The organism is Brevibacillus sp. HB2.2 (assembly GCF_013284275.1).
Lineage (GTDB): Bacteria > Bacillota > Bacilli > Brevibacillales > Brevibacillaceae > Brevibacillus > Brevibacillus brevis_D.
The window spans coordinates 15,244-35,593 of record NZ_JABSUV010000044.1; the positions used below are offsets into that span (position 1 = coordinate 15,244).

15 protein-coding genes are annotated in these 20,350 nt (G+C 48.5%); 4 read left to right on the top strand and 11 right to left on the bottom strand.

Going from position 1 to position 20,350, the window contains the following annotated elements:
- Positions 1-21: 21 nt before the first annotated feature.
- On the bottom strand, positions 22-447 hold the full coding sequence (locus HP401_RS34105) for a hypothetical protein (RefSeq protein WP_015892720.1): 426 nt from the start codon (positions 445-447) through the stop codon (positions 22-24).
- Positions 448-597: 150 nt separating this feature from the next.
- Positions 598-2,766 carry a transcriptional regulator gene (locus HP401_RS34110; RefSeq protein WP_173606932.1) on the bottom strand — a complete coding sequence of 723 codons (2,169 nt, stop codon included), beginning with the start codon at positions 2,764-2,766 and terminating at the stop codon, positions 598-600.
- 550 nt (positions 2,767-3,316) lie between these two features.
- Here HP401_RS34110 and HP401_RS34115 point away from each other — a divergent pair.
- A complete protein-coding gene (locus HP401_RS34115) occupies positions 3,317-5,350 on the top strand; it encodes a VWA domain-containing protein (protein WP_173606933.1) in 2,034 nt (677 codons plus the stop codon).
- On the opposite strand, the gene HP401_RS34120 is transcribed toward HP401_RS34115, so the two are convergent.
- The gene (locus HP401_RS34120) at positions 5,331-6,257 is read right to left on the bottom strand and encodes a serine/threonine protein kinase (RefSeq protein WP_173606934.1); all 927 of its coding nucleotides are present in this window, start codon (positions 6,255-6,257) and stop codon (positions 5,331-5,333) included. The genes HP401_RS34115 and HP401_RS34120 overlap by 20 nt on opposite strands.
- Before the next feature lie 97 nt (positions 6,258-6,354).
- Between HP401_RS34120 and HP401_RS34125 the strand changes: the two genes are divergently transcribed.
- Positions 6,355-6,726: a VOC family protein gene (locus HP401_RS34125; protein WP_173606935.1), complete on the top strand. Its 372-nt coding sequence runs from the start codon at positions 6,355-6,357 to the stop codon at positions 6,724-6,726.
- Between the two features lie 73 nt (positions 6,727-6,799).
- On the opposite strand, the gene HP401_RS34130 is transcribed toward HP401_RS34125, so the two are convergent.
- Positions 6,800-8,020 carry an MDR family MFS transporter gene (locus tag HP401_RS34130; RefSeq protein WP_173606936.1) on the bottom strand — a complete coding sequence of 407 codons (1,221 nt, stop codon included), beginning with the start codon at positions 8,018-8,020 and terminating at the stop codon, positions 6,800-6,802.
- A 155-nt stretch (positions 8,021-8,175) separates the two neighbouring features.
- Here HP401_RS34130 and HP401_RS34135 point away from each other — a divergent pair, with 155 nt between their 5' ends.
- Complete coding sequence (locus HP401_RS34135) at positions 8,176-10,035, top strand: SgrR family transcriptional regulator (RefSeq protein WP_173606937.1); 1,860 nt, start codon at positions 8,176-8,178, stop codon at positions 10,033-10,035.
- Between the two features lie 512 nt (positions 10,036-10,547).
- On the opposite strand, the gene nagA is transcribed toward HP401_RS34135, so the two are convergent.
- The 7 genes from nagA to HP401_RS34170 form a co-directional block, all read right to left on the bottom strand.
- The gene (gene nagA, locus HP401_RS34140) at positions 10,548-11,717 is read right to left on the bottom strand and encodes an N-acetylglucosamine-6-phosphate deacetylase (protein ID WP_173606938.1); all 1,170 of its coding nucleotides are present in this window, start codon (positions 11,715-11,717) and stop codon (positions 10,548-10,550) included.
- A gap of 33 nt (positions 11,718-11,750) precedes the next feature.
- Positions 11,751-12,824 (bottom strand): NAD(P)H-dependent flavin oxidoreductase, encoded by a 1,074-nt coding sequence (locus HP401_RS34145; protein WP_173606939.1) that lies wholly within the window; start codon positions 12,822-12,824, stop codon positions 11,751-11,753.
- Positions 12,825-12,859: 35 nt separating this feature from the next.
- Positions 12,860-13,894 carry a VOC family protein gene (locus HP401_RS34150; protein WP_173606940.1) on the bottom strand — a complete coding sequence of 345 codons (1,035 nt, stop codon included), beginning with the start codon at positions 13,892-13,894 and terminating at the stop codon, positions 12,860-12,862.
- A 205-nt stretch (positions 13,895-14,099) separates the two neighbouring features.
- Positions 14,100-15,131: a FecCD family ABC transporter permease gene (locus HP401_RS34155; RefSeq protein WP_173606955.1), complete on the bottom strand. Its 1,032-nt coding sequence runs from the start codon at positions 15,129-15,131 to the stop codon at positions 14,100-14,102.
- Positions 15,132-15,134: 3 nt separating this feature from the next.
- Complete coding sequence (locus tag HP401_RS34160) at positions 15,135-16,190, bottom strand: FecCD family ABC transporter permease (RefSeq protein WP_087345904.1); 1,056 nt, start codon at positions 16,188-16,190, stop codon at positions 15,135-15,137.
- A gap of 128 nt (positions 16,191-16,318) precedes the next feature.
- A complete protein-coding gene (locus HP401_RS34165) occupies positions 16,319-17,911 on the bottom strand; it encodes an AraC family transcriptional regulator (RefSeq protein WP_173606941.1) in 1,593 nt (530 codons plus the stop codon).
- 129 nt (positions 17,912-18,040) lie between these two features.
- A complete protein-coding gene (locus HP401_RS34170; protein ID WP_173606942.1) occupies positions 18,041-19,015 on the bottom strand; it encodes an ABC transporter substrate-binding protein in 975 nt (324 codons plus the stop codon).
- Between the two features lie 274 nt (positions 19,016-19,289).
- Here HP401_RS34170 and HP401_RS34175 point away from each other — a divergent pair, with 274 nt between their 5' ends.
- Positions 19,290-20,246 carry an ABC transporter substrate-binding protein gene (locus HP401_RS34175; protein ID WP_173606943.1) on the top strand — a complete coding sequence of 319 codons (957 nt, stop codon included), beginning with the start codon at positions 19,290-19,292 and terminating at the stop codon, positions 20,244-20,246.
- Positions 20,247-20,350 lie beyond the last annotated feature (104 nt).

Consider the following 20,350-nt stretch of genomic DNA (forward strand, 5'->3'; position numbering starts at 1 on the left):
CTACCTTACTTCTCTCAAAACCTAAACAGCGTAGCCGCCTTCGATTTTGGTGAATTCGGTTTTGTCTTTCTTTTGCTTGATGAAGATGCTGAATGTTCCTACACCCTCGGTATCGCCGAAGCTCTCGTTGTAATCTACTACGAATGCGTTCGGGAAGTAGATTTTGCGGATCACTTGATCAGCAGCGATTACTTCCAGTGTTACTTTGCGGTAGCAATCCGCTTTTTCTGCTGGTACCAAAGACCAGAGAGCCAGCTTCATGGTGTCATCCGCACTGTCACCATCTGTTGCAGTGATGATTTTGCCAGTCAGTCTCAGTGTTGCACCCACATCTGTGGAGCGCGCGTTGGAATCGTCTGGCGTGTCAGTGTCGTACTTTACTGTCTGAATGTTGTCCATGCCCAGCTCAATTGTTTCAGAACCTTCTACTTTAAGTCGAAAACCCATGGATAAAACCTCCTTGAAATGAGATCTTGCTCTCGAAATACCTGATTGGCTTCGAGGCTTATGTGTAAGGGTGCGTTTTGGGAAACACACCTCTAACCACCTGCGTAATGTGTCAAAAAGTTTCATAAACAGCTCTCCAGGGGATCAATGCTATGCTTTGACCGGAGTCGTTCCTTTGGTGATGGTGACCTCCAGGTTTTTCACATTGCCGTTGAACACCAGATCGATATGGCACAGATTGCTCTTGTCATCGATGATGTAGCTCATGTCATCGCCGTCGTGAATAATGGAGTTCACGAAGCCTCGTGTGCCCAGCCATTTGCTTTTTTGGCTGCTCGGATTGTTACTGAAGAACTTCACGATGTTATCGTGTTTGAAATCACCTGTCTGGAAGCGGAGAATCCGCTCGATATAGGTGCTGACAAGTGTCTTGTAGATGGAATCAAAGCCGTCCTCTGCCATAGCGAGGCTGCGTGCCTTGTACACCGTAATGCGCTTGATATCTTTGCCTTGAATTTGTGCATTTTCCGAAGAGAAGACGAATCCAAAGTTTTTGCGGTTGATGGAATCTTTGATGTTGTTGGTGAAGCCGGAGATTTCTTTGGCCATTGTGGTAACGGCACGCAATCCATTTTCACCTGCTTCGATGTCAAAGCGCACACCCGGATATTCGCGGCTAACCACTTTGAAGGCTTCGCGCAAGTATTCTGGACACTGATACGCTGCCACGATACCAGCAGCTACATAGCTGGCACCAACATAAACACCCTCGATCCACAGCTTCAGGATGTCTTCTTTTTCCTGGGACAGCTTCACGCCGTCTTCGGTTTGCAGCATTCTGCTGTCGATGACAACTCCTGATTTATCTTTGGGAATAATCGTGAAGTTCGGAATGCACGGGATTGCGAATTCACTGAATTCCTTGCGCACCAGAATTCCGCACTTGTCGATGTATTTATCAATGCCCGCTGTCGCCATGCTGTTGAAGGTGGTTTCTTCACCTGTACTGAAGCTGAAGAACACTTGTACCTTGAAGTCCTTGACGACCTGGAGCAGCATGGTGAGCGATTCCATCGTATTGCCGTCCTGCTTGACGACTTTTTCATTGCCACGGAAACGCTCGCGAGTCACTTGTGCTTTTCCGGCGGAATCCATATCAACGGATGGAACGATTCCGAACCAGATCGTATCTGTGAAGTCGTTTTTCGCGTTGACCGTGTTCAGATAGGTCTCCAGACGTGGAATGTTGCTGCTTTTCACGAGCATGTCGAGCTTCGTATTCGTGATCAGCATAGCTGGCTGCATGCCTTTGTTCTTGGTCACGTACTGATCGAAGAACATCTTCACACCCAAAATTTTCTCCACCAAAGGCTTCACCGTTTTTACGAAATCGTCCTTGGCGTTTTTATAGAACTCGAGATACGTATTGTAGTTCTGTACTTCTGTCTCAATGTTGACTTCGGTATGTACCGTCGGCAGTGGGCAGAAGGTGCGCACCACGAGATCTTTTACATAGGAGGATGGTGTCTCAGTGATCGACTCGTAATCCTCTTCGAAAACGTTCATCAGTCCGTTTCCGCTGTTTTCATCGAGAACCATCAGCTCGCGGCTGTCACTCTTTGGTGCCTCGATGATCTTCAGTTCTCCGTCTTCCCCAATCGTCAGCATCCCGATCTGAATCGCTTCGGATTGGTTCTCCTCTTGTGCGCCGCCCAAGAGCAGTCGTGTCTTGATATCTTCAATCGCCAGCGGCAGCATCGCCATGACGTTGTTGTAGTTTTTGCTGGCATCCTCGAACATCGTGTTCAGCTTGTCACCGAGATCGAGCTTCTTCGGATCGCCATCATCGAGCTTTTCGTAATGGCCGTACAAGTAGTGGATCTCTTTGCGCACCTGACGGATGTCATCCATCACTTTTTTCGGGGAAATCATATCGAGCAAATTCTCGAATTTGAAATCCACGTTGGTGATCCCTTGGCTGCGCTTCGTATCAATCAGGGTAAACAGCATTTTCAAGAAGTCGTTGCTCTGATCAATCTTGATCTCGGAAATTGCATCCTCTGCAATTCCGTCAGGCTTCTTCAAGGTGTACATCACTTTTTGGTTCGCTGCATTGTAGAACGAATACACGCTCGGGGAGAACTTGTCCAAAAACTCATCGAAGCTGCGCACGAGAAGATGCTCGTTGATCTCCTTGATCTTGTCGTCGCTGAGACTATCAATGCCTTTTACATCTCCAACAATGGTGATCAGGTCCAATTTTTCCGGGTTGATCTCTTCGAACAGCATGGTTCGGTTGGTCTGGTTAATAATGTCCATAAATGGCCCCTTTCTGTTGTCTGCATAACCACTTAGTCCTACTTGATAAATGATGAGTCCTACTTCACGAACAAAGATACAAAACGTGACATTTATACCAAAAACAAACAAAAAATCTTGCCTCTAAATTAAACTTTGCCCGCATTATTTGTCAACATTCCGTGGATTGTGACAAATTTCCTATACCAATACGACCATTCTCAGTATTTAGACCCATTTTATTCCACAAATCTTCCTTTTCTTGGATTCCCGTTTTATGCTGAAGACACAGAGTCTCCTTTCCTAGGTCTTCGGAAAAATAGGGATAAGCCTCGCCTTGTCCCCTCTCTTACTAGGAAAGTAGCACAAGGACTGATAGATAATTCTCCCTAGTTGCCGCTGGGGAGCATTATGCATTCACCTCATATTTACAAAAATGGGTGCAATTAACTTTTATATACATCGGCAATAGGAAACCGATTTTTTATACGAACAACCATTTATAGGTAAATCGTCCCATTTTAGTAAGTCATGAACTTTTTAAAATTTTTTTCAGAAAAAAGGTGAATGTATGTACAAAAGTCGTCAGTCAACCCTCTCTCTGCCGCCACTTTTTCGAGTGGTGGTCATCGGACTGCTCCTCCCCATGCTCTTCTTGTCCGCCCCTCTAACTGCTGGGGCAAATGGAACAGCAGAGGCGGGAGTAGACGCGGTCTTTGTCGTTGATACGAGTAATTCCATGAACAAAACGGACCCTGGCAAAACAGCCGCAGAGGTCATGAGTATGTTCATTGATATGAGCGAAGCCACCCGTACCCGCATTGGCTTTGTCGCCTATAACGATCGAATCGTACAAGCTCAGTCCCCGGCGAGCATGGCCGAAGCAAGAAGTCGGGAACAGCTCAAGCGAACCATTCAAGGGTTACGTTACTCTGGGTATTCCGATTTGGGACTCGGTTTGCGCAGAGGGGCAGAGATGATTGAAAAAGCAAAGGACCCGGCTCGCAAGCCATTTTTGATCCTTCTGTCAGACGGGGGAACAGATTTGCGGCAAAATTCGGGTGGCAGGAGTGTGGCAGCATCCAACAAGGACGTGGAGACAGTTATCTCGAAGGCAAAAGCGCAAGGCTATCCGATCTATACGATTGGTCTCAATAACGATGGCTCCGTCCAGAAGGAACAATTGAAAAAAATCGCAGAAGCAACAGGCGGAACTTCCTTTGTCACACAAAGTACTGATGATCTGCCTGAAATCTTCAATCAGATTTTTGCCAAGCATATTCAATCCCAGCTCGTATCCGTGGCGGCCATGACAGCTACCGGTGGCTTGCAGGAAGTGACCGTGACCATACCTAATTCCAGCATGCAGGAAGCGAACATCATCTTGTTGTCCAACAATCCGCTGCTGGAATCGCAAGTGTACTATCAATCGCAGAATGTCCATTTTATGAAATCCCAAAAATACTCGCTGATGAAAATAGAAAAGCCGAAGAAGGGTAACTATCTCGTTAAATTTAGGGGTAAACCTGGGGATTTGGTGAAGATCAATTTACTGGGGAATTACAGCTTGATGGCTGGTGTAGAGGTCAAGCCTGAACCGGTTATCAAAGGGAATCCGGCCACGTTTACTACCTATCTCCAGCATCAGGAGGGACGACTGGATGACAAGGATGTGTACGCATCCATGCAAGCAGAACTGATCGTAAACGATCTCGTGGGGAAAAAAGAAGAGAAGGTCCCGATGAAGAATCTTGGCGATAGCTTTACAGTCGACTACGTCTTCCCTCACACGGGCAAGTACGAGTGGAAAATCTTCATGAATGGCCCGGACTTTTATCGCGAAACGGCGACGAGCGTTTATGACATGACGAATATCGCGCCAGTTGCTGCCTCGGTCAATACCTTGACGATTGAGAAGGAAAACGGCGAGCAGGCTATCGATTTGGGTTCGTTCTTCATAGATGCCAATAACGACAAGCTCACCTATACCATCGTCACCGCTGATCCGGAAGAACGATTTGTCGCTACGATTCAAGACACGGTTCTAAAGCTGTCACCAGAGAAAAGCGGTACATCTGAAATCACCATCACCGCCACGGATGCAGAAGGAGCAAGCGTCACAGGCCCGCTCGTCATTACCGTGCACTCGGTATGGGATCGTTACATCACCATCGGCATGATTGTGTTGCTCGTAGCTGCGATCGGCTACGGTGTTTACCTGCTTACACGTCCCAAGCCTGCGTTTGTAGGTCGTCTGGAGGGGTATTTCCTGCACACAGCAAGCGGCAACGACATCCCTGTCAAGTTTTGGCCTCTCGCCTCCTTTGGCAAGAAGCAGCGGATCACCTTGCAGGAGCTGTTCACCAGTTTGGATGTGAATGAGCATTTGCCCGAAGCGCAAAAGATTTACCTCCAGCCGGGAAAAAATCAGACGCTGCTCTTGGTCAATCATAGTCACTGCACAGTTGAGCGGGGCAAGGAAACCATGCCTCGACATAAAAAGCTCGTCCTCCAATACAACGACAAGGTATATGTCACCTTCGAGGATCGGATGACCGAGATCGAAATTCGCTTTAAGAAATCGTCTAGTGAGGAAGCTTCTTAAGAGAGAAGCGTGCCTTTCCCTTCCAAATCAGATGCTCTGCACGAATCGCTGTCGCAAACAGTTTGAGTGTGGGGCATCTTTTTTTCGAGTCGACGGCCAATCCCCACATAATGACATTCGCCAGCAGCAGCGGAACATCAGGGTTCCGTGTTCGAATCGCCGGCAAGGTATCCTCAATGACTCTTGCCGCCACATCAACGGGACGCTCTTTGGTCAGACAGTAATACAGCGTGGCAGCCAGACTGTAAATATCCGAGACTACTCCTTGCTTGGATTGACCCGAGTAAAACTCAAGCGGTGAATATCCTTCAGTCGTGACAATCGGCTTGGGTTCATCACTCACGAAGTAGATCGCGGAGCCAAAATCAATCAGCATAGGTTGTCCAGCTTCTGTGACCAAGATATTTTTGGGCTTAATATCGCGATGTATGATGCCTTTTTTGTGCAAATAGTCTAATCCGTCAAAGATCGGAAGTACCGTCTGATGCAAAAATTCTCCCAGATCAAGCTCGGTTTGGGCCAATACATACGCATCCAGCGTCTTCCCTTTGCAGTAGTCCACGACGAGATAACCTGTGCCATTTTCGGCAAAATGGTCGATGTATCCGATGATATTTGCATGATTCAGTTCCTTGTGCAGGGACGCCTCATGCCAAAAGCTGTCTAGCAGCCTGTCGAATTTGGTTTTTAACGATGGTCTGCGACAAATGACCTTCACGTGATCCAAATCCCGCATTGCCAATGCTTGAGGGAAAAACTCTTTGAGAATGAGTGTCCGCTTGCTTTTCAAATGGTAGACCACATACACATTCGACAGCTCACTTGTGGAAATGATCTTTTTGATCCGATAAGCTTTTTGCAGGATCGTGCCTTTTTTCAGACCTCTTTCCCGTTCTACCTGTCCCATGTCACGGCCTCCCCTATCTTTCCTCTCAAAAAATGATAACGAAAGATGGGGGATTATGGCAATATAAAGAAAAGTATGGGGAGGGGAAGAATTGATCATGGCACATTTGGAATCGTTGCTTCACGTACAAATTCCTGTGAAAAATTTGGAAGAGGGCATTGACTGGTACTGCAATCACCTTGGTTTTTCCTTGCAAGCGCGGTATCGTACTTCCGCTTTTCTCGCCCTGTCTGCGGGACCCACCTTGATGATATGGGAAACGGATGGGCAGACGTCCACAACCTTTACCGTTGATCAGCAACCCATGCCTGTCTTTTTGTATACCACTTCAGATGTGCATGCACTCCATGATTATTTGCAGGCACATGAAGTCTCGATTACCCACTACCAAAACGATGGCTTCGGTTGGGTGCTCAAGTTTTTTGACCCGAGCGGAAACATGTGGGGAGTCATTCAGAAGAATAACTAGTCAGTTGGATATGGCAAAAATAAAAAGAAGCATGCCTCGACAGCGTGCTTCTTTTCGATGTTACGTACCCTATTCAAATCATAACTTGTGAGGATTTTTCACAGCTGTTTCTTTGCTGTTGCCGCTGCTCCCATAAATACTGGCCTCGTTGATAAAACGGAAGCGCGATAAAGGTCAACAGCATAAGGATCGCGAAAATGAGAGGCCCTTGTCCAAAGCCGAGTACCTGGAGCAGCACGCCACCAATCCACGCACAAACACTCTGTCCAAGGAAGGCAAAACCACTGGCGCCGTAATATGCTCCACGCAAATGCTGAGGAGCAATCTCCCCGATCAGAATATCCCCAACGACAAAGCACAAGATTTCGCCGATCGTAAACACCACCATCGACACAGAGAGCCAAAACAAATTCGTAAATAGACCGAAACCGAACAGCCCTAATCCAAACAATAGACAACCCAGCTTCAATGCAGTCATCGATGAGTAGCGCTTCATAAACTTGGCGAGCGGATATTGAAGTGCTAAAACCGAGATGGTATTCACTACAAATAAAAAGGAATACGCCTCTATCCGATCATGCCCAATGTACAGGGAGAGTGTCGTGTCCAGATGGGAGTAGGCACCAGCAACGAACAAATTCCCGAGCAACAAGTAAAGAAATACTTTGTCTGTAAAAACAATGCGTGCCATCTGATTCATGGTGACCGGATCAGCAGCCACGTCCTTCTTCAGCTGTTCCTTGAACATGACCATAAATACCACCAACACAGCTGCATACACAGCAAAAATGATGGCGGTAACGAGGAACGGTAACAAGGAAGTGCTTCCTGCTCCCAGTTGCAAGCCGATGAACGGACCGATTGCTCCACCCAGGTTGATCGCGAAATACCTAGCGTTGAAAACAGCTGCCCGCTGATCATCCGACGTGACATCCGCCAGCAGGGCACGGGCTGTCGGCTCAAATACATTTCGAAAAAGGCCGTTGCAAGCACTTAAAACAAAGAACATCCACGTCTCCGTCGCAAAAACGTATCCAATCAATACGATGCTCCAAGCTCCCATCGCAGTGATCATCACTGGATATCTCCCCAATCGGTCTGACAGGGCTCCCCCAGCAAAGCTGCTAATCGTTCCAACAAGCAAGCTGAGCGCGAGGATCGAACCTACGATCGCCGGATCAATTCCTTTTACCTTTCCTAAATAAATCCCTAAGAACGGAAGTGTCATAAAAAAGCCTGTACGTGACAAAAATGTACCGATAATGACACCCCATGCCACCGGATGAAATCTCATTCTCCCCATCTCTCTTTCCCATTCCCGTTTGTTATCTCTCGTGTTATCTTCAGTATATAGAACTAGAAAAAGGGGAAAAAGGGTTCGATTTGCGTGAATCCGATCACCTTTTTTAAGCATGCATTTTTATTTTCATCAGAGAAATGGGGGCCAGCATGGTTACCGTTCTGCATTTTTTAGAGCTTCGTTCGGTTTTTCATCAAGAAGAAATCGGGAAACCGTTCCCTGTCACCATCGAAAAGCTGGCTGGGATTTGGCACTGTACACCTCGCCACGCCAAGCTGATTGTCCGTAAGCTAGTCGAGCTGGATTGGATCCAATGGAAGGCTGGGCGTGGGCGCGGGAATGTTTCGGTCATGACGCTTTATGCTGATTCCGATGAGATCCTCCTCGCCGAGGTCAAGCTGCAAATAAACAAGGGCGACGTCCAAGAAGCGATGGAGCTCATGAATCGCTACGGCAAAGCTGCCGCCAAAGATCAGATCATGGATTGGCTCTCGGAAGGAATGGGGTTCTCCAGCCAACTCGCAAGCCAATCGGTATCGCCCCAAGATATCTTGCGCTTTCCGGTGTACCGCAGGATTGTGACGCTGGACCCTGGTCTGGTTTACTACCACTTTGATGCACATCTGGCAGGACAAATTTTCAATACACTCGTCCAATATGATCTGAATAGTCGTTCGATTTTACCTTCCATCGCCCACTCATGGGAAAGCAGTCCAGATGCAAGAGAATGGACCTTTTATTTGAAAAAGAACGTGCTGTTTCATCACGGACGGGAACTGACTGCTCATGATGTTGTTTTTTCCCTGAATCGGCTTCGCTTGTATCCAGACACATATGAATCAAGCTGGATGTTTCGTGACATAGATCAGCTCATCGCCATTGACGACAGAACCGTGCGTATCCTGCTTAAAGAACCGAATTACTTACTTCTGAGGATGTTGGCGACGATACCCGCAAGCATTGTTCCAGAAGAAATCGTTCGCCAGGATGAGAAAGGCTTTGGAGAAAAACCAATCGGAACAGGCCCCTTTCAACTGGTCCGCCTTACCGAGGGGATCTGTATTCTCGAGGCATTTCCTGCTCATTTTCTGGGGAGACCGCAGTTGGATCGTGTGGAAATTTTGATCTTCCCCGAGTTGGACACGGGTCGCCTAAAAGAACCAAATTGGGCGTCTGTGATGGTGTCGCACGGGGTCCAGTCGAAAGCACTAGCATTGAAAGAAGCGGTCATTCAGGACGGACAGGACTGGTGCGATACGGAGGCGTTTTTTTCCTGCTGTAATTTGCTTGTTTTTAACCAGTGGAAGAGCGGTCCACACAATCATTTCAAGTTCCGTCAGGCGCTTGATCTGCTGATTGATCGGGATCAAATGATTGCCGATTTGGGCGGTGATCGCATCTACCCGGCAAAAGGCTTCCGCACGTATCACCCTGTTTTAAGGGAGGTAAGAGCGAGAGAGAACGAGCAGCCCTGTCATGCCCAAATCATGTCCCTGCTACAAGAAAGCGACTATCAGGGAGAAACATTGCGTCTCGTAACCACAGCCTACCATGAAGAAGATGCGCTATGGATTCAACAGCGTTGTGGCGAATATGGCATTCATCTGGCAGTCGATGTGAGAGAACCATGGGAATTTTCGAATCGCGATTGTTTGCCTGAACATGACTGCCAGCTATACGGCAATGTGTTTAGCAGCGATCAAATCAGCGAGCTGGAGATGTATTTGCAAAGAAATTACTTTCTCCCCGCATTTGATGAATCATTGACTTTGGCCATCAACAAGGAGATTGGCTTGACGTTTCAGGAGCCGGATCGACTTGCGCGGGAACGCCATCTCGCCAGAATCGAAGCTATGATCAAGGAAAACTATGCTGTCTTGTATCTGGTTCAGAAAAAGACACTTACGTCGTTCCATAAATCTTTACGAGGCGTGTCGATCAATTCGTCGGGGTGGCTGGACTTTCATAAAATCTGGTTTCAACCGGATGCGTTGCAACAGCAGTTTTGAAAAGGGGGTGTAGTGAAGGAAGAAGTGCATTTCCAGTCTATGCTTCGGCCTCCGCCCCGCAAGGGGTATCACTGTCCGCTTCGGAAAAAATGGCAGGAGCGCTTCAAACGTAGAAGTTTCGGGGAAGTAATCCATAAGTGAAGCTGAAATTCCCCGCCATTTTTTCCTTCGCTGGGGCGGGCTCCAGAGGCGCTTGGACTGGAAATGCACTTCTTCCTACGCTGCTTTTTCAACACCATTTTGAAAGTTTACTCTGGAGGGAATGCGTTATGAAAGTTCACCCTGATTTGACCTTCGAAAACGGTGTTAACCAGGTAGAAGACAATAGCTGTACGAAAGCCCTGTCACATGTTTGGAAGGAGACCGCCCGAACGAAGTGAGGATATAGGCGACTGGAAAACATGTGGCAGGGCTTCGCCCCGACCACAACTGACGGGGGACCATCTTTTTATTCTTTCATACTAAAAAAAGCAACCCAAGAGCGAACTTGGACTGCTTTTTTCTATAAGAAACTATTTTGACTGGTGATAAACTTCTTTACCCGCAACAAAAGTCATGGTCACGTCAAATTGTGTATTCAATACCGTAATATCCGCATCATACCCTGCCGCCAATCGTCCTTTTCGCTCGCCAAAGCCAAGGATGCTTGCTGGTGTCAAGGAAGCCATTTCTACTGCATCTGGCAAAGAGACACCGCTCAGCGTCACCATATTGCCGACCGCTCGATTCAGCGTCAGGATGCTCCCTGCAAGGGTTCCATCTGCGAGCTTTGCCTGATTGTCATGGACGTGAACCTCTTGTCCACCAAGGTCGTAAGTCCCCTCGCCCATCGCGGCTGCCCGCATGGAATCGCTGACGAGCGCGAGCCGTTCTGCCGTTTTGACCCGATACAAAATCTTCATAACTGCGGGATGCACATGGATGCCATCTGCGATCAGCTCTGTGCTCAACTGCTCATGATACATCGCCGCGCCCACTACGCCTGGCTCCCGATGATGTAGCCCTGTCATGGCATTGAAGCAATGTGTAAAATGGCGCACGCCCGCATCCACCGCTTCCGTCGCCTGGGCGAACGTAGCGCCTGTATGTCCAGCAGACACGATGACATCGCGCTCTTTTAACCAAGCAATCGCTTCAAGTGCTTCCGGTTGTTCTGGCGCAATCGTCACGACCTTGATCAAGCCTTCTGACAGCCCGTAAAGCTTTTGCACGGCATCGAGCTTGGGTATCGCGATGTTTTCTTCTTTTTGCGCCCCCTTGTAACGGGGATTGATCCACGGTCCTTCCAGATGGATGCCGATCGCTTGTGCACCCAAAAGCCCTTCCTTGCTGTTCTGCGCGATGTTTACCAGCACCTGCTCCAACTGAGGATAAGGAGCCGTCATCGTCGTCGCCAAAAAAGACGTCACCCCATGCCGTGCGAGTGCAGTCGAGATGGCCTGAAGGGATTCCGGCGTCCCGTCCATCGTGTCGTATCCGTCAATCCCATGCATGTGCATATCGACGAATCCAGGGCAAATCCAGCCATCCTCTACTGTCACCACATGATCTGGTAAAGCTTTTCCATACTCATCAGCCTTGCCAGCATAGGTGATCGTTCCATTTCCCACGACTACGAGACCATTATGCAATTCCTGTCCATCTGCGACAAGGTTCCCCTTGAGAGCATATTCCTGATTCACTTTGATTTCCTCCGTTTGTAGCGTGGCGTGGCTTCATTGCCCCAGATTGCTGCAAATTTTCGTCGTCTCCGCTGCCAGCTTTTCAACGAGCTCACTCGCGCTGATTTCCTGGCTGAGTGGAGCTGCCTGCCCCGCCCACATCGACATGTACGCACGTTGCTGCTGCTTGCCCGCTGCTGCTCGAATGTCTTTCGTCAGGGCATTTTGTACCGGATAGGTCGGGAGCTCGTGATCAAGGGGGGCGAGCGTTGTCATAAACTCATTTTGAATGCCTCTTGCCCATTTTCCTGAGAAAGCACGTGTCATCACGATGGACTCTTCTCTCGTCTCCAAAATGGCTTTCTTGTGCAGGGCATGTGCTCCGCTCTCCTTGCACGTCAGAAAAGCCGTTCCAAGCTGTGCAGCCTGTGCCCCGAGCGCAAGTGCTGCTGCGATCCCTCGCCCATCCATAATCCCTCCAGCTGCGATTACGGGTATCTTGACTCGGTCTACGATTTGCGGGACGAGTGCCATTGTTCCAATCATATTGCTTGGTGAATCCGGCAAAAAGGACCCACGGTGCCCGCCTGCTTCGCTGCCTTGCGCGGAGATCATATCGACACCGCTCGCTTCCAATGCAATTGCTTCACGAACGGTTGTCGCTGTTCCGATGACAGTGATTCCCCGCTGCTTCAATTCTGCCATCAAGTGATGATCCAAAACACCAAAGGTAAAGCTGAAAACGGCAGGCTGTTCCTCCAGGACGACAGCCATCTGCTCAGCAAACGGCTCTGTAAATTGCGTCACCTGCGGATTATGCGGGATGCCCAATCGATCGCGCACATCATTCATTGCCTGATCAACGCCTTCTGCGATCTGCTGGTCAGCATCGAAATCTTCCGGGATAAACAGATTTACGCCAAACGGTTTATCCGTTAACGCTCGAATGGACTTGATTGCCTCACGAATCTGCTCAGGAGACATATAGGCTGCACCAAGCGTTCCGAGTCCCCCTGCTTCTGAGACAGCGGCTACCAAGGCAGGTGTGGTCGCTCCCCCTGCCATTGGCGCCTGAATAATCGGCCATTTCAAATGGAAACGCGAAGTGATCGAATTGTTTGTCCACATGGTTTTCCACTCCTCAACTTTTTGAACAAGCGCTTTTATTGTTTATCAGTTGATTGGTTGTCGATGTGAATCCATTCAAGAAACTGAGCCAACACCCGGGCAGTTAACCCCCAGATGACACGCCCGTCCACCTCGTAAAACAAATGCTCGACTGTGCCTATTTTCCACGGATATCGCTTGCCACCCGGGATCAGATGATAAGGAAAATCCTCTTCGGGCTCGGACATGACAGTGGAAAGATACTTCGCTGGCTGTGTTGCCAACAGACGATCGAGTGGAAGGATAAAGACCTCTCCGACCTCGTCTGGATTCGGCTTCATCTCTGGTATTCCTTCCACGTATCCAATAAAGGGCGTAATAATAGAGGAGCCTGGCCCAATCACCTGATCGAGCTCGCCTATATAGTGAATACGATCAAGTGGAATCCCCAACTCCTCGCTTGTTTCCCGAGCAGCCGTCGCCCAACGAGATTCGTCGCTCTCCTCAGCTCGCCCTCCCGGAAAACAAACCTCGTTCGCCTGTCGCCGCATCGTACTGGCTCTTTTTTCAAATAAAATGCCTAGCTGGTTGTCAGCCATTTTGACGAGTGGAAGCAAGACACTGTATGCGGCGCTCGTCCCACGTTCACGTTCTTGCAATCTCTTGGAAATCTCCTTGATGGCAGGAGCAAGGGAACCCTCCCCTGATTCCTGTGGCAAGTACTGAGAGACCTCGATTAAATTTTGATCCGGATCACGAAAATAGACCGAACGAATTGGCCCGATGGCCCCTGTTTTTTCAACAGGACCTTCCACCAATTGGACGCCGCATGTATGAATATGCTGGATGACTTGTTCAAGTGGTAGCGATGTGATAAGACACAAATCAGCGGAGCCTGCGACTGGATGCAGCGCTTTTGGCTCCCATTCTTGTCCGATTTGATGCAAATTGATTTTTTGCTGGCCGAAGTGCAGAGCCCTCCTGCCGTCGCCAAAGGTAACTACCTTCATACCCAGGACCTTTTCGTAAAAGTGACAGGTTGCCTCGATGTCTTTTACCGTCAAAACCAAGTGGTCTAATCGATCGATCATATGCCTTTACTCCTTTTTGTCCCGATACATGCTCATGCTGTTATTATAACAAACACAAGGCGGTTGCTTCTTCTCCCCCATTGTCCTCCAACCTTTCCCTCTTTTCAATTCCCAAATTGCCTCATTCCCACTTCGCTATATAAAAAATGAGCGTCTCCCCCGTAACTTGTCGGGAAAACGCTCGCTATATCCACCATATGCGAAACTAAGCTTTTGAACGTGCCAGCAAGTACAAGAAATACGGAGCACCGATAACGGCTACAACGATCCCAGTCGGAATCTCTGACGGCTGCATGATCCAGCGTCCGATCGTATCTGCCACGATGACCAGTAGCGCACCCGCCAGCGCAGATGTAGGCAAAAGCATCTCATGCTTTGGCCCCACTAGTCTTCGAGCCAAATGCGGACCGATCAGCCCGACAAAACCGATGCCTCCACTCACTGCCACGCAGGAAGCGGCAAGCCCGACAGCGGCAGCCAGCAGCTTCAATTGCTCTTTGGCAACCGGTGCACCCAAGCCTTTCGCCAACTCTTCTCCCAAATTGAGCACGTTCATGACGCGTGCTTTGTAAAAAACATAGGGGATTAAAATGGCGATCCAGGGCAAGAGCGAAAGAACGAACTTCCAGTTAGTCCCCCAGATACTACCTGCGAGCCAAGTCGCCACGAACTGGTACTTGTCCGGGCTCAGCTTCAGCGTCAAGACGATCATCGCGGCACTCATCCCAGCCGCCACGGCAATCCCCGTCAATATGATACGGGTCGGAGACAAACCCTTGTGTCTTTTATAAGACAATACGAAGATCAGTGTTGCTGTCACGCTGGCCCCAAGCAACGCCAACACTGGCAACAAAAAAACAGGTGCCGCAGACGTTGAAGGATAAAACGAAATGAACAGCATCACCATCAAGCCAGCACCAGCGTTGATCCCTAAAATACCAGGTTCAGCCAATGCGTTGCGGGAAATTCCTTGAATAATACACCCGGATACGGCAAGTCCTGCCCCAATCAGGAGGGAAATGACAATCCGGGGCAAGCGGAATTCAAACAAGATCAGACTTTGTTTGTCTGTTCCAGAACCGATTAGCGTCATCAGCAGATCGCTTGGTGACAACCGGATGTAGCCTGTGTTCATACTGATAATAAACGCGATGAAAATGAGGATAGCGAGTATCGTCATAACCGCAAAGGCTTTATTTCTTTTGCGGGTTTGGTAATGGGAAACCATTTGCTGCATCATTTACATCTCCCTTCTTTCTTTACGCGCCAAGTAAAGGAAGAACGGTACACCGATTAGTGCAATAAGTGCCCCTAACGGCGTCTCATACGGGGGATTTACCATTCTTGCGGCCAAATCGGCGAATACGACGAGCAAGCTGCCCAAAATGGCTGAGCAAGGAATGATCCAACGGTAATCGACCCCCACCAAAAAGCGGGTCATATGTGGAACGATCAATCCAACAAAGCCTACAGCGCCAACAACGGCGACCGCAGATCCTGCCAAAATCAGGACGATGATCATGCCTGCCAGTTTGACTAGTGCCGTGCGCTGCCCCAATCCTTTTGCCACATCTTCTCCAAGACTGAGCATCGTGATGGAACGCGACAACATCATCGCCCCAATAAGAGCTGCGACAATCCACGGAAACATGACTTCAAGCTGAAACCATTTGGTTCCCGCCACACCGCCTGCATACCAGAAGGCCAAGTCCTGTCCGATTTTAAAGTAAAGCGCAATCCCTTCGCTTAACGCAGACAATAGGGCGGTCAATGCGGCACCCGCCAAAACGAGGCGCACCGGAGTCAAGCCGCCTTTTGCCAATGAACCGATCCCGTAGACCATACCTGCCCCTACGCCAGCACCCAAAAAGCTGTAGAGAATCAGATACATGAACGGCAGACCCGGGAAAAAAGCGAAGCAAAGTGCCAAAACAAATCCGGCACCTGCGTTCAGACCGAGCAATCCCGAATCTGCCAACGGATTGCGTGTCATCCCTTGCATGATGGCACCTGCAACAGCGAGGCTAGCCCCAACCATTGCACCGCCGAGTAATCGCGGCAATCGAATCTCCTGAATAATTTGATGTTGCGTAATAGCAGGATTAAATTGAAAAATAGCTTCCCATACGACAGCAAAGTGAATGTCGGCTGCTCCAAATGACACAGACAAAAACATCCCCAGTATTAAAGCGAAAACCCCACCAGTCAAAATAAGCGTCGCTGCCCAAGGGCGAGAGCGAAACGCAACCGGCTTTTCGTTATTCCCCTCATTTAGGGAATGTGCGTGTTGACTCATACGTGCCACCTTTTTTCGTTAGTTTGGAGCTGAGTTGTTGGTGATATTGATTCTTATTATCATATATGAATTTTAGGCGAAGCATGAAAAAAGTGTCAATGGACAATTGCGTGCTTTTCTTTGTAGATTTACGCTAATACTTTTCGGACATCTTCGACCTTTTTTCCGTTGGCGATTATACCGTGATTCATCCAAGTCATGAAATCCACCTGGTACGCCCGCTTGCTTTGGACAGCAGGAAGCTCCTGCCACACGGGATGGTTGAGCTGTAGCTGTTCGGCACCTGTTTCTCCCTGATGCCATCTGTCAAAGGCGAAAAAAATATGATCGGCATCCAGCGTAGAAAGTTCTTCCCACGATACCCCTTCTCTCACCTGCTTGGCGAACTGTTTTTTAACCAATAGGGCCGGCTCCATTTCCAAATCTTGAAACAACACCTGCGATGTGTAGCTTTTCTCCACGAGGATTTGATCGGCCGAGATGCGCAAGAAGGCTACCTTCTGCCCTTTGAGACTGCGTGCCATTATATTTTTGGCAGCTCTTACTTTTTGTTCATACTGCTCGATTGACCGCTCCGCCAATTCACTTCGGCCCAACCGATCACCGAGGGTGCGCAATGTTTTTCGCCAATCCGGTCCAAACTGCTGAATCACGCATGTCAGGGCAATCCGGGCACATTGGGCATACACATCCGCCTTCCAGCCTGTACACTCCCGAAGCATAATGACATCTGGGGCACGACTGGACAAAATCTGCACATCATCTGTCAGCACATCGTACGTCGGTACATCATGCAGGCCCAAGTAGTCCTGCTGTCCCCAATATGTATGCGCCCATTGAACAACGGGTCGAATGCCAAGAGCCAGCAAATAATCCTCCATATAAAGAGAGACGACTCGTAAATCATCCCGATGAATGTTGCGATATTTTCCTGGCGCGAGCCCTACCCGCTGTTTAAAACGACGACTGAAATAATACTCGCTGTTGAATCCGACGTTTTGGGCAATCTCGTTGATCCGATCACCTGTCATGAGCAGAAGTTGCTTCGCCCGATTGATCCGCAGCTGATTCATGTAATCGAGTGGTATTTCTCCCGTCATTTCCTTGAAGAGCTGCGTATATCGCCAACGTGGAACATTCGCTTCCTGTGCTAGCTGGTCTACGGTCAGCGGCTCTTGATAGTGTTTCTCTACATATTCAATCGAACGTTCAACCGCTCTCCTCGGGTCCAACCTTGTTTTGCCTGGCACATTTTGCTGGGCCAAAACACATAGCAATTCCTCAAACCGCACGTGATTATAAAATCGTTGCAGCGCCTCCGTGGCTTCGCGATGCTTGTAAATCTCCGCAATCAATTCAACGACACGTGAAAAAGGCGTGCAGGTCAACTCCTCCAGACAAAAAAATGCCTCGCAAGCTTGTTGTTTTGTCGGAGCTTCCGTGTGGACGACACGAAAAGTAAGAGAATAGTAGTCGAGAACGTGACTCGTGCAACTGATCCGAACGTTCTGACGCGGTGCTGCAATCCAGCACCTCTCCCGAGTGAACCGATATGTCGACGATTCGATTTCCAAGAGCCCTTCTCCATCTATTGCTACAATCATCATGTAGTCTTCCGGCTCTAGATAGTCCTGCCATCTTTCCACATTGAACTTTTGGATGGCCGTCATGGCAAAGAATGATGGTGGAGATAGTTTGGCCCCGGATGCTTCGTTATTCATCTCCCTCATCCTTATCGTGAGAATGATTATCATTTTTATTATAATGAGTTAACACCCCGACGACAAGCTCCACCTATAAAAAAAGAAAGCGCATCAACCGATATGACGCGCTTTCTCTAGTAAACTCGATTACTTTACAAACGCTTTGACCAAATCGTCTGCCTTCTTCATATTGGCCAGAATGGCACCAGATTGCCAATGTGTCCGCTCCATTGGGTAGACATGACCTTTTTTCACAGCAGGAACAGATTTCCAGATGGGGCTCTCCAAAATCTTGAGCGCATCCTTGTTTTCTTCGGAAGTCCACGTACCGTTCGACGGGAACACAATGATATGGTCTGCATCGATAGCCGGGATGGCTTCTTCTGATAATACCACGTGGGTTTCCTGATTTTTGGCAGGCGCATACGGTGTAAGGCCCAACTCCTTATAGAGCATTCCTGTGTAAACATTGCCATCTCCAAAGAGGGCTAAATTCGGCTTATTTCCCACGTTCAAACGAATGACAGCCACTGTTTCATTGCCAATTGCCTTTTCCAGCTTTGCCTTCGTATCCGCAATTTTCTCATTGTACTTTTGGATCGCTTCGTCTGCTTTTTCTGGAACGCCTAACACCTCGGCGATTTTCTTGAGTCTGCCAATCGTATCGTTACGGAGCTCATCCGGCAGCTTGTACGTAGGGGCTACCTTGCTGAATTCCTCGTATTTCTTGGGATCAGCGTAGCCATCCACAATGATGATATCCGGATTGGCTGCAAGTAACGCTTCCATACTTCCTGTAATATCAAAAAGCGGCACGTCCAAATCGAGGTAATCCTGTTTGCCCCACGCCGGGTGATACCACTGGATAACCGGGGTCACACCCAGTGCTGTCAAAAAGTCCTCCTGATAAATTGCCGCTACCCGCTCTGGCTTTACCGGAATTTCCACATCACCATAGGCGTCCTTCACCACTTTGGTTTTCGCAGCGGTGTTCTCTGTCGATGCTTTCTGCTCAGTGGATGTTGGCTCCGCTGCTTTTTCTGCACACGCAGTTAATACGAGCATCATGATCAATAATAATGCCATCCATGCCAATCCTGCTTTCCGAACCGTTCTGACCATCTTTCTACCCTCTCTCACAACTGTTGATGATTATCCAATTGATTCTCATTCTCACCTTTTCGCATCCTGATCATAGGTGTTTCCTCTCTATTTGACAATGCATTTTCTCCAGTATTTTTTGTCCAAACTCCACAACTGTCCGTGTGAAATCCTTCCCTTTGTACAAAAGCAATGATCCTTATCTGACGTTTGTCCATTGAGCTGGTAAGATATATCTGATAATGATTATCATTGATAGTAAACAGAATCAAACGACTACTGGAGGAAAATGGAAATGAAACACATGCGCAACATAAGCCGAACGCTAGGAATCTTCGTACTGGCTGGCAGCTTGCTCATCGGATGCAGTCCATCTGCTTCGCAAGCAACGACCACAACGAGCAACGAGGCAAGTCAGAAAAGCCAGACACGTCCATATACGGATTATCTCGGGCATGCAGGTAACATCCCGGTCTCCCCTGCACGAATCATCTATTCCGGTGAGACCTTTGGCGATATGCTCGCGTTGGGCGTGAAGCCAATTGGGGGATTCGGGTACACCAATCAAATCTTTGAAGACCAACTGCACGATGTCGAGAATGTCGGTTTTCCCATTAATCTCGAAAAGGTCCTGGAATTACAGCCCGACCTGATCATCTATGCAAATACCGAAGAAAAAGAATATGAACAGCTAGCCAAAATCGCCCCTACCGTCATTTTTGATACATTCGCGCCGTTGGAAGAGCGGATGACCCAGCTCGGTGATATTCTTGGGAAGCCGGAGGAAGCTACCAAATGGCTTGCCGATTACAAGCGCAAATCGGAGGAGATGTGGAAGAAGCTGAAGAAGTCTGGCAGCATGAAAGAAGGGGAAACCGCCTCTGTCTTTACCTATTATCCGGGGGATCGGCTGTTTGTCATGGCAAGAACAGGGCTTTCCCAAGTCCTTTACGATACAAACGGATTCAAGCCCACCGCGCCCATTCAGAAAATACTCGATGCACAAAAAGGATTTGAGCTCATTTCCGTGGAACGTTTGCCCGAAATAGCGGGAGATCGTATCTTTATTCTGAATACGCCGAGCGAGGAAGCTGAGAAATCTACGCAGGAGTTGCTAAAATCACGCGTCTGGAAAGACCTCCCTGCTGTGAAAAACGGGTATGTCTACTTTATCGACATCGAAAAATCTAGCAGTGATGCAACAACACGAGAGTGGCTCCTGCAAAAGATTCCTGAAATCCTAGCCAAATAATCTATCATGTCCGCCTGAATCGAACACAAGAAGCTTTTCAATCATTGTTGAAAAGCTTCTTTCTTTTGTAGACGAATGATAGAATGATAATGATTCTCACAAAA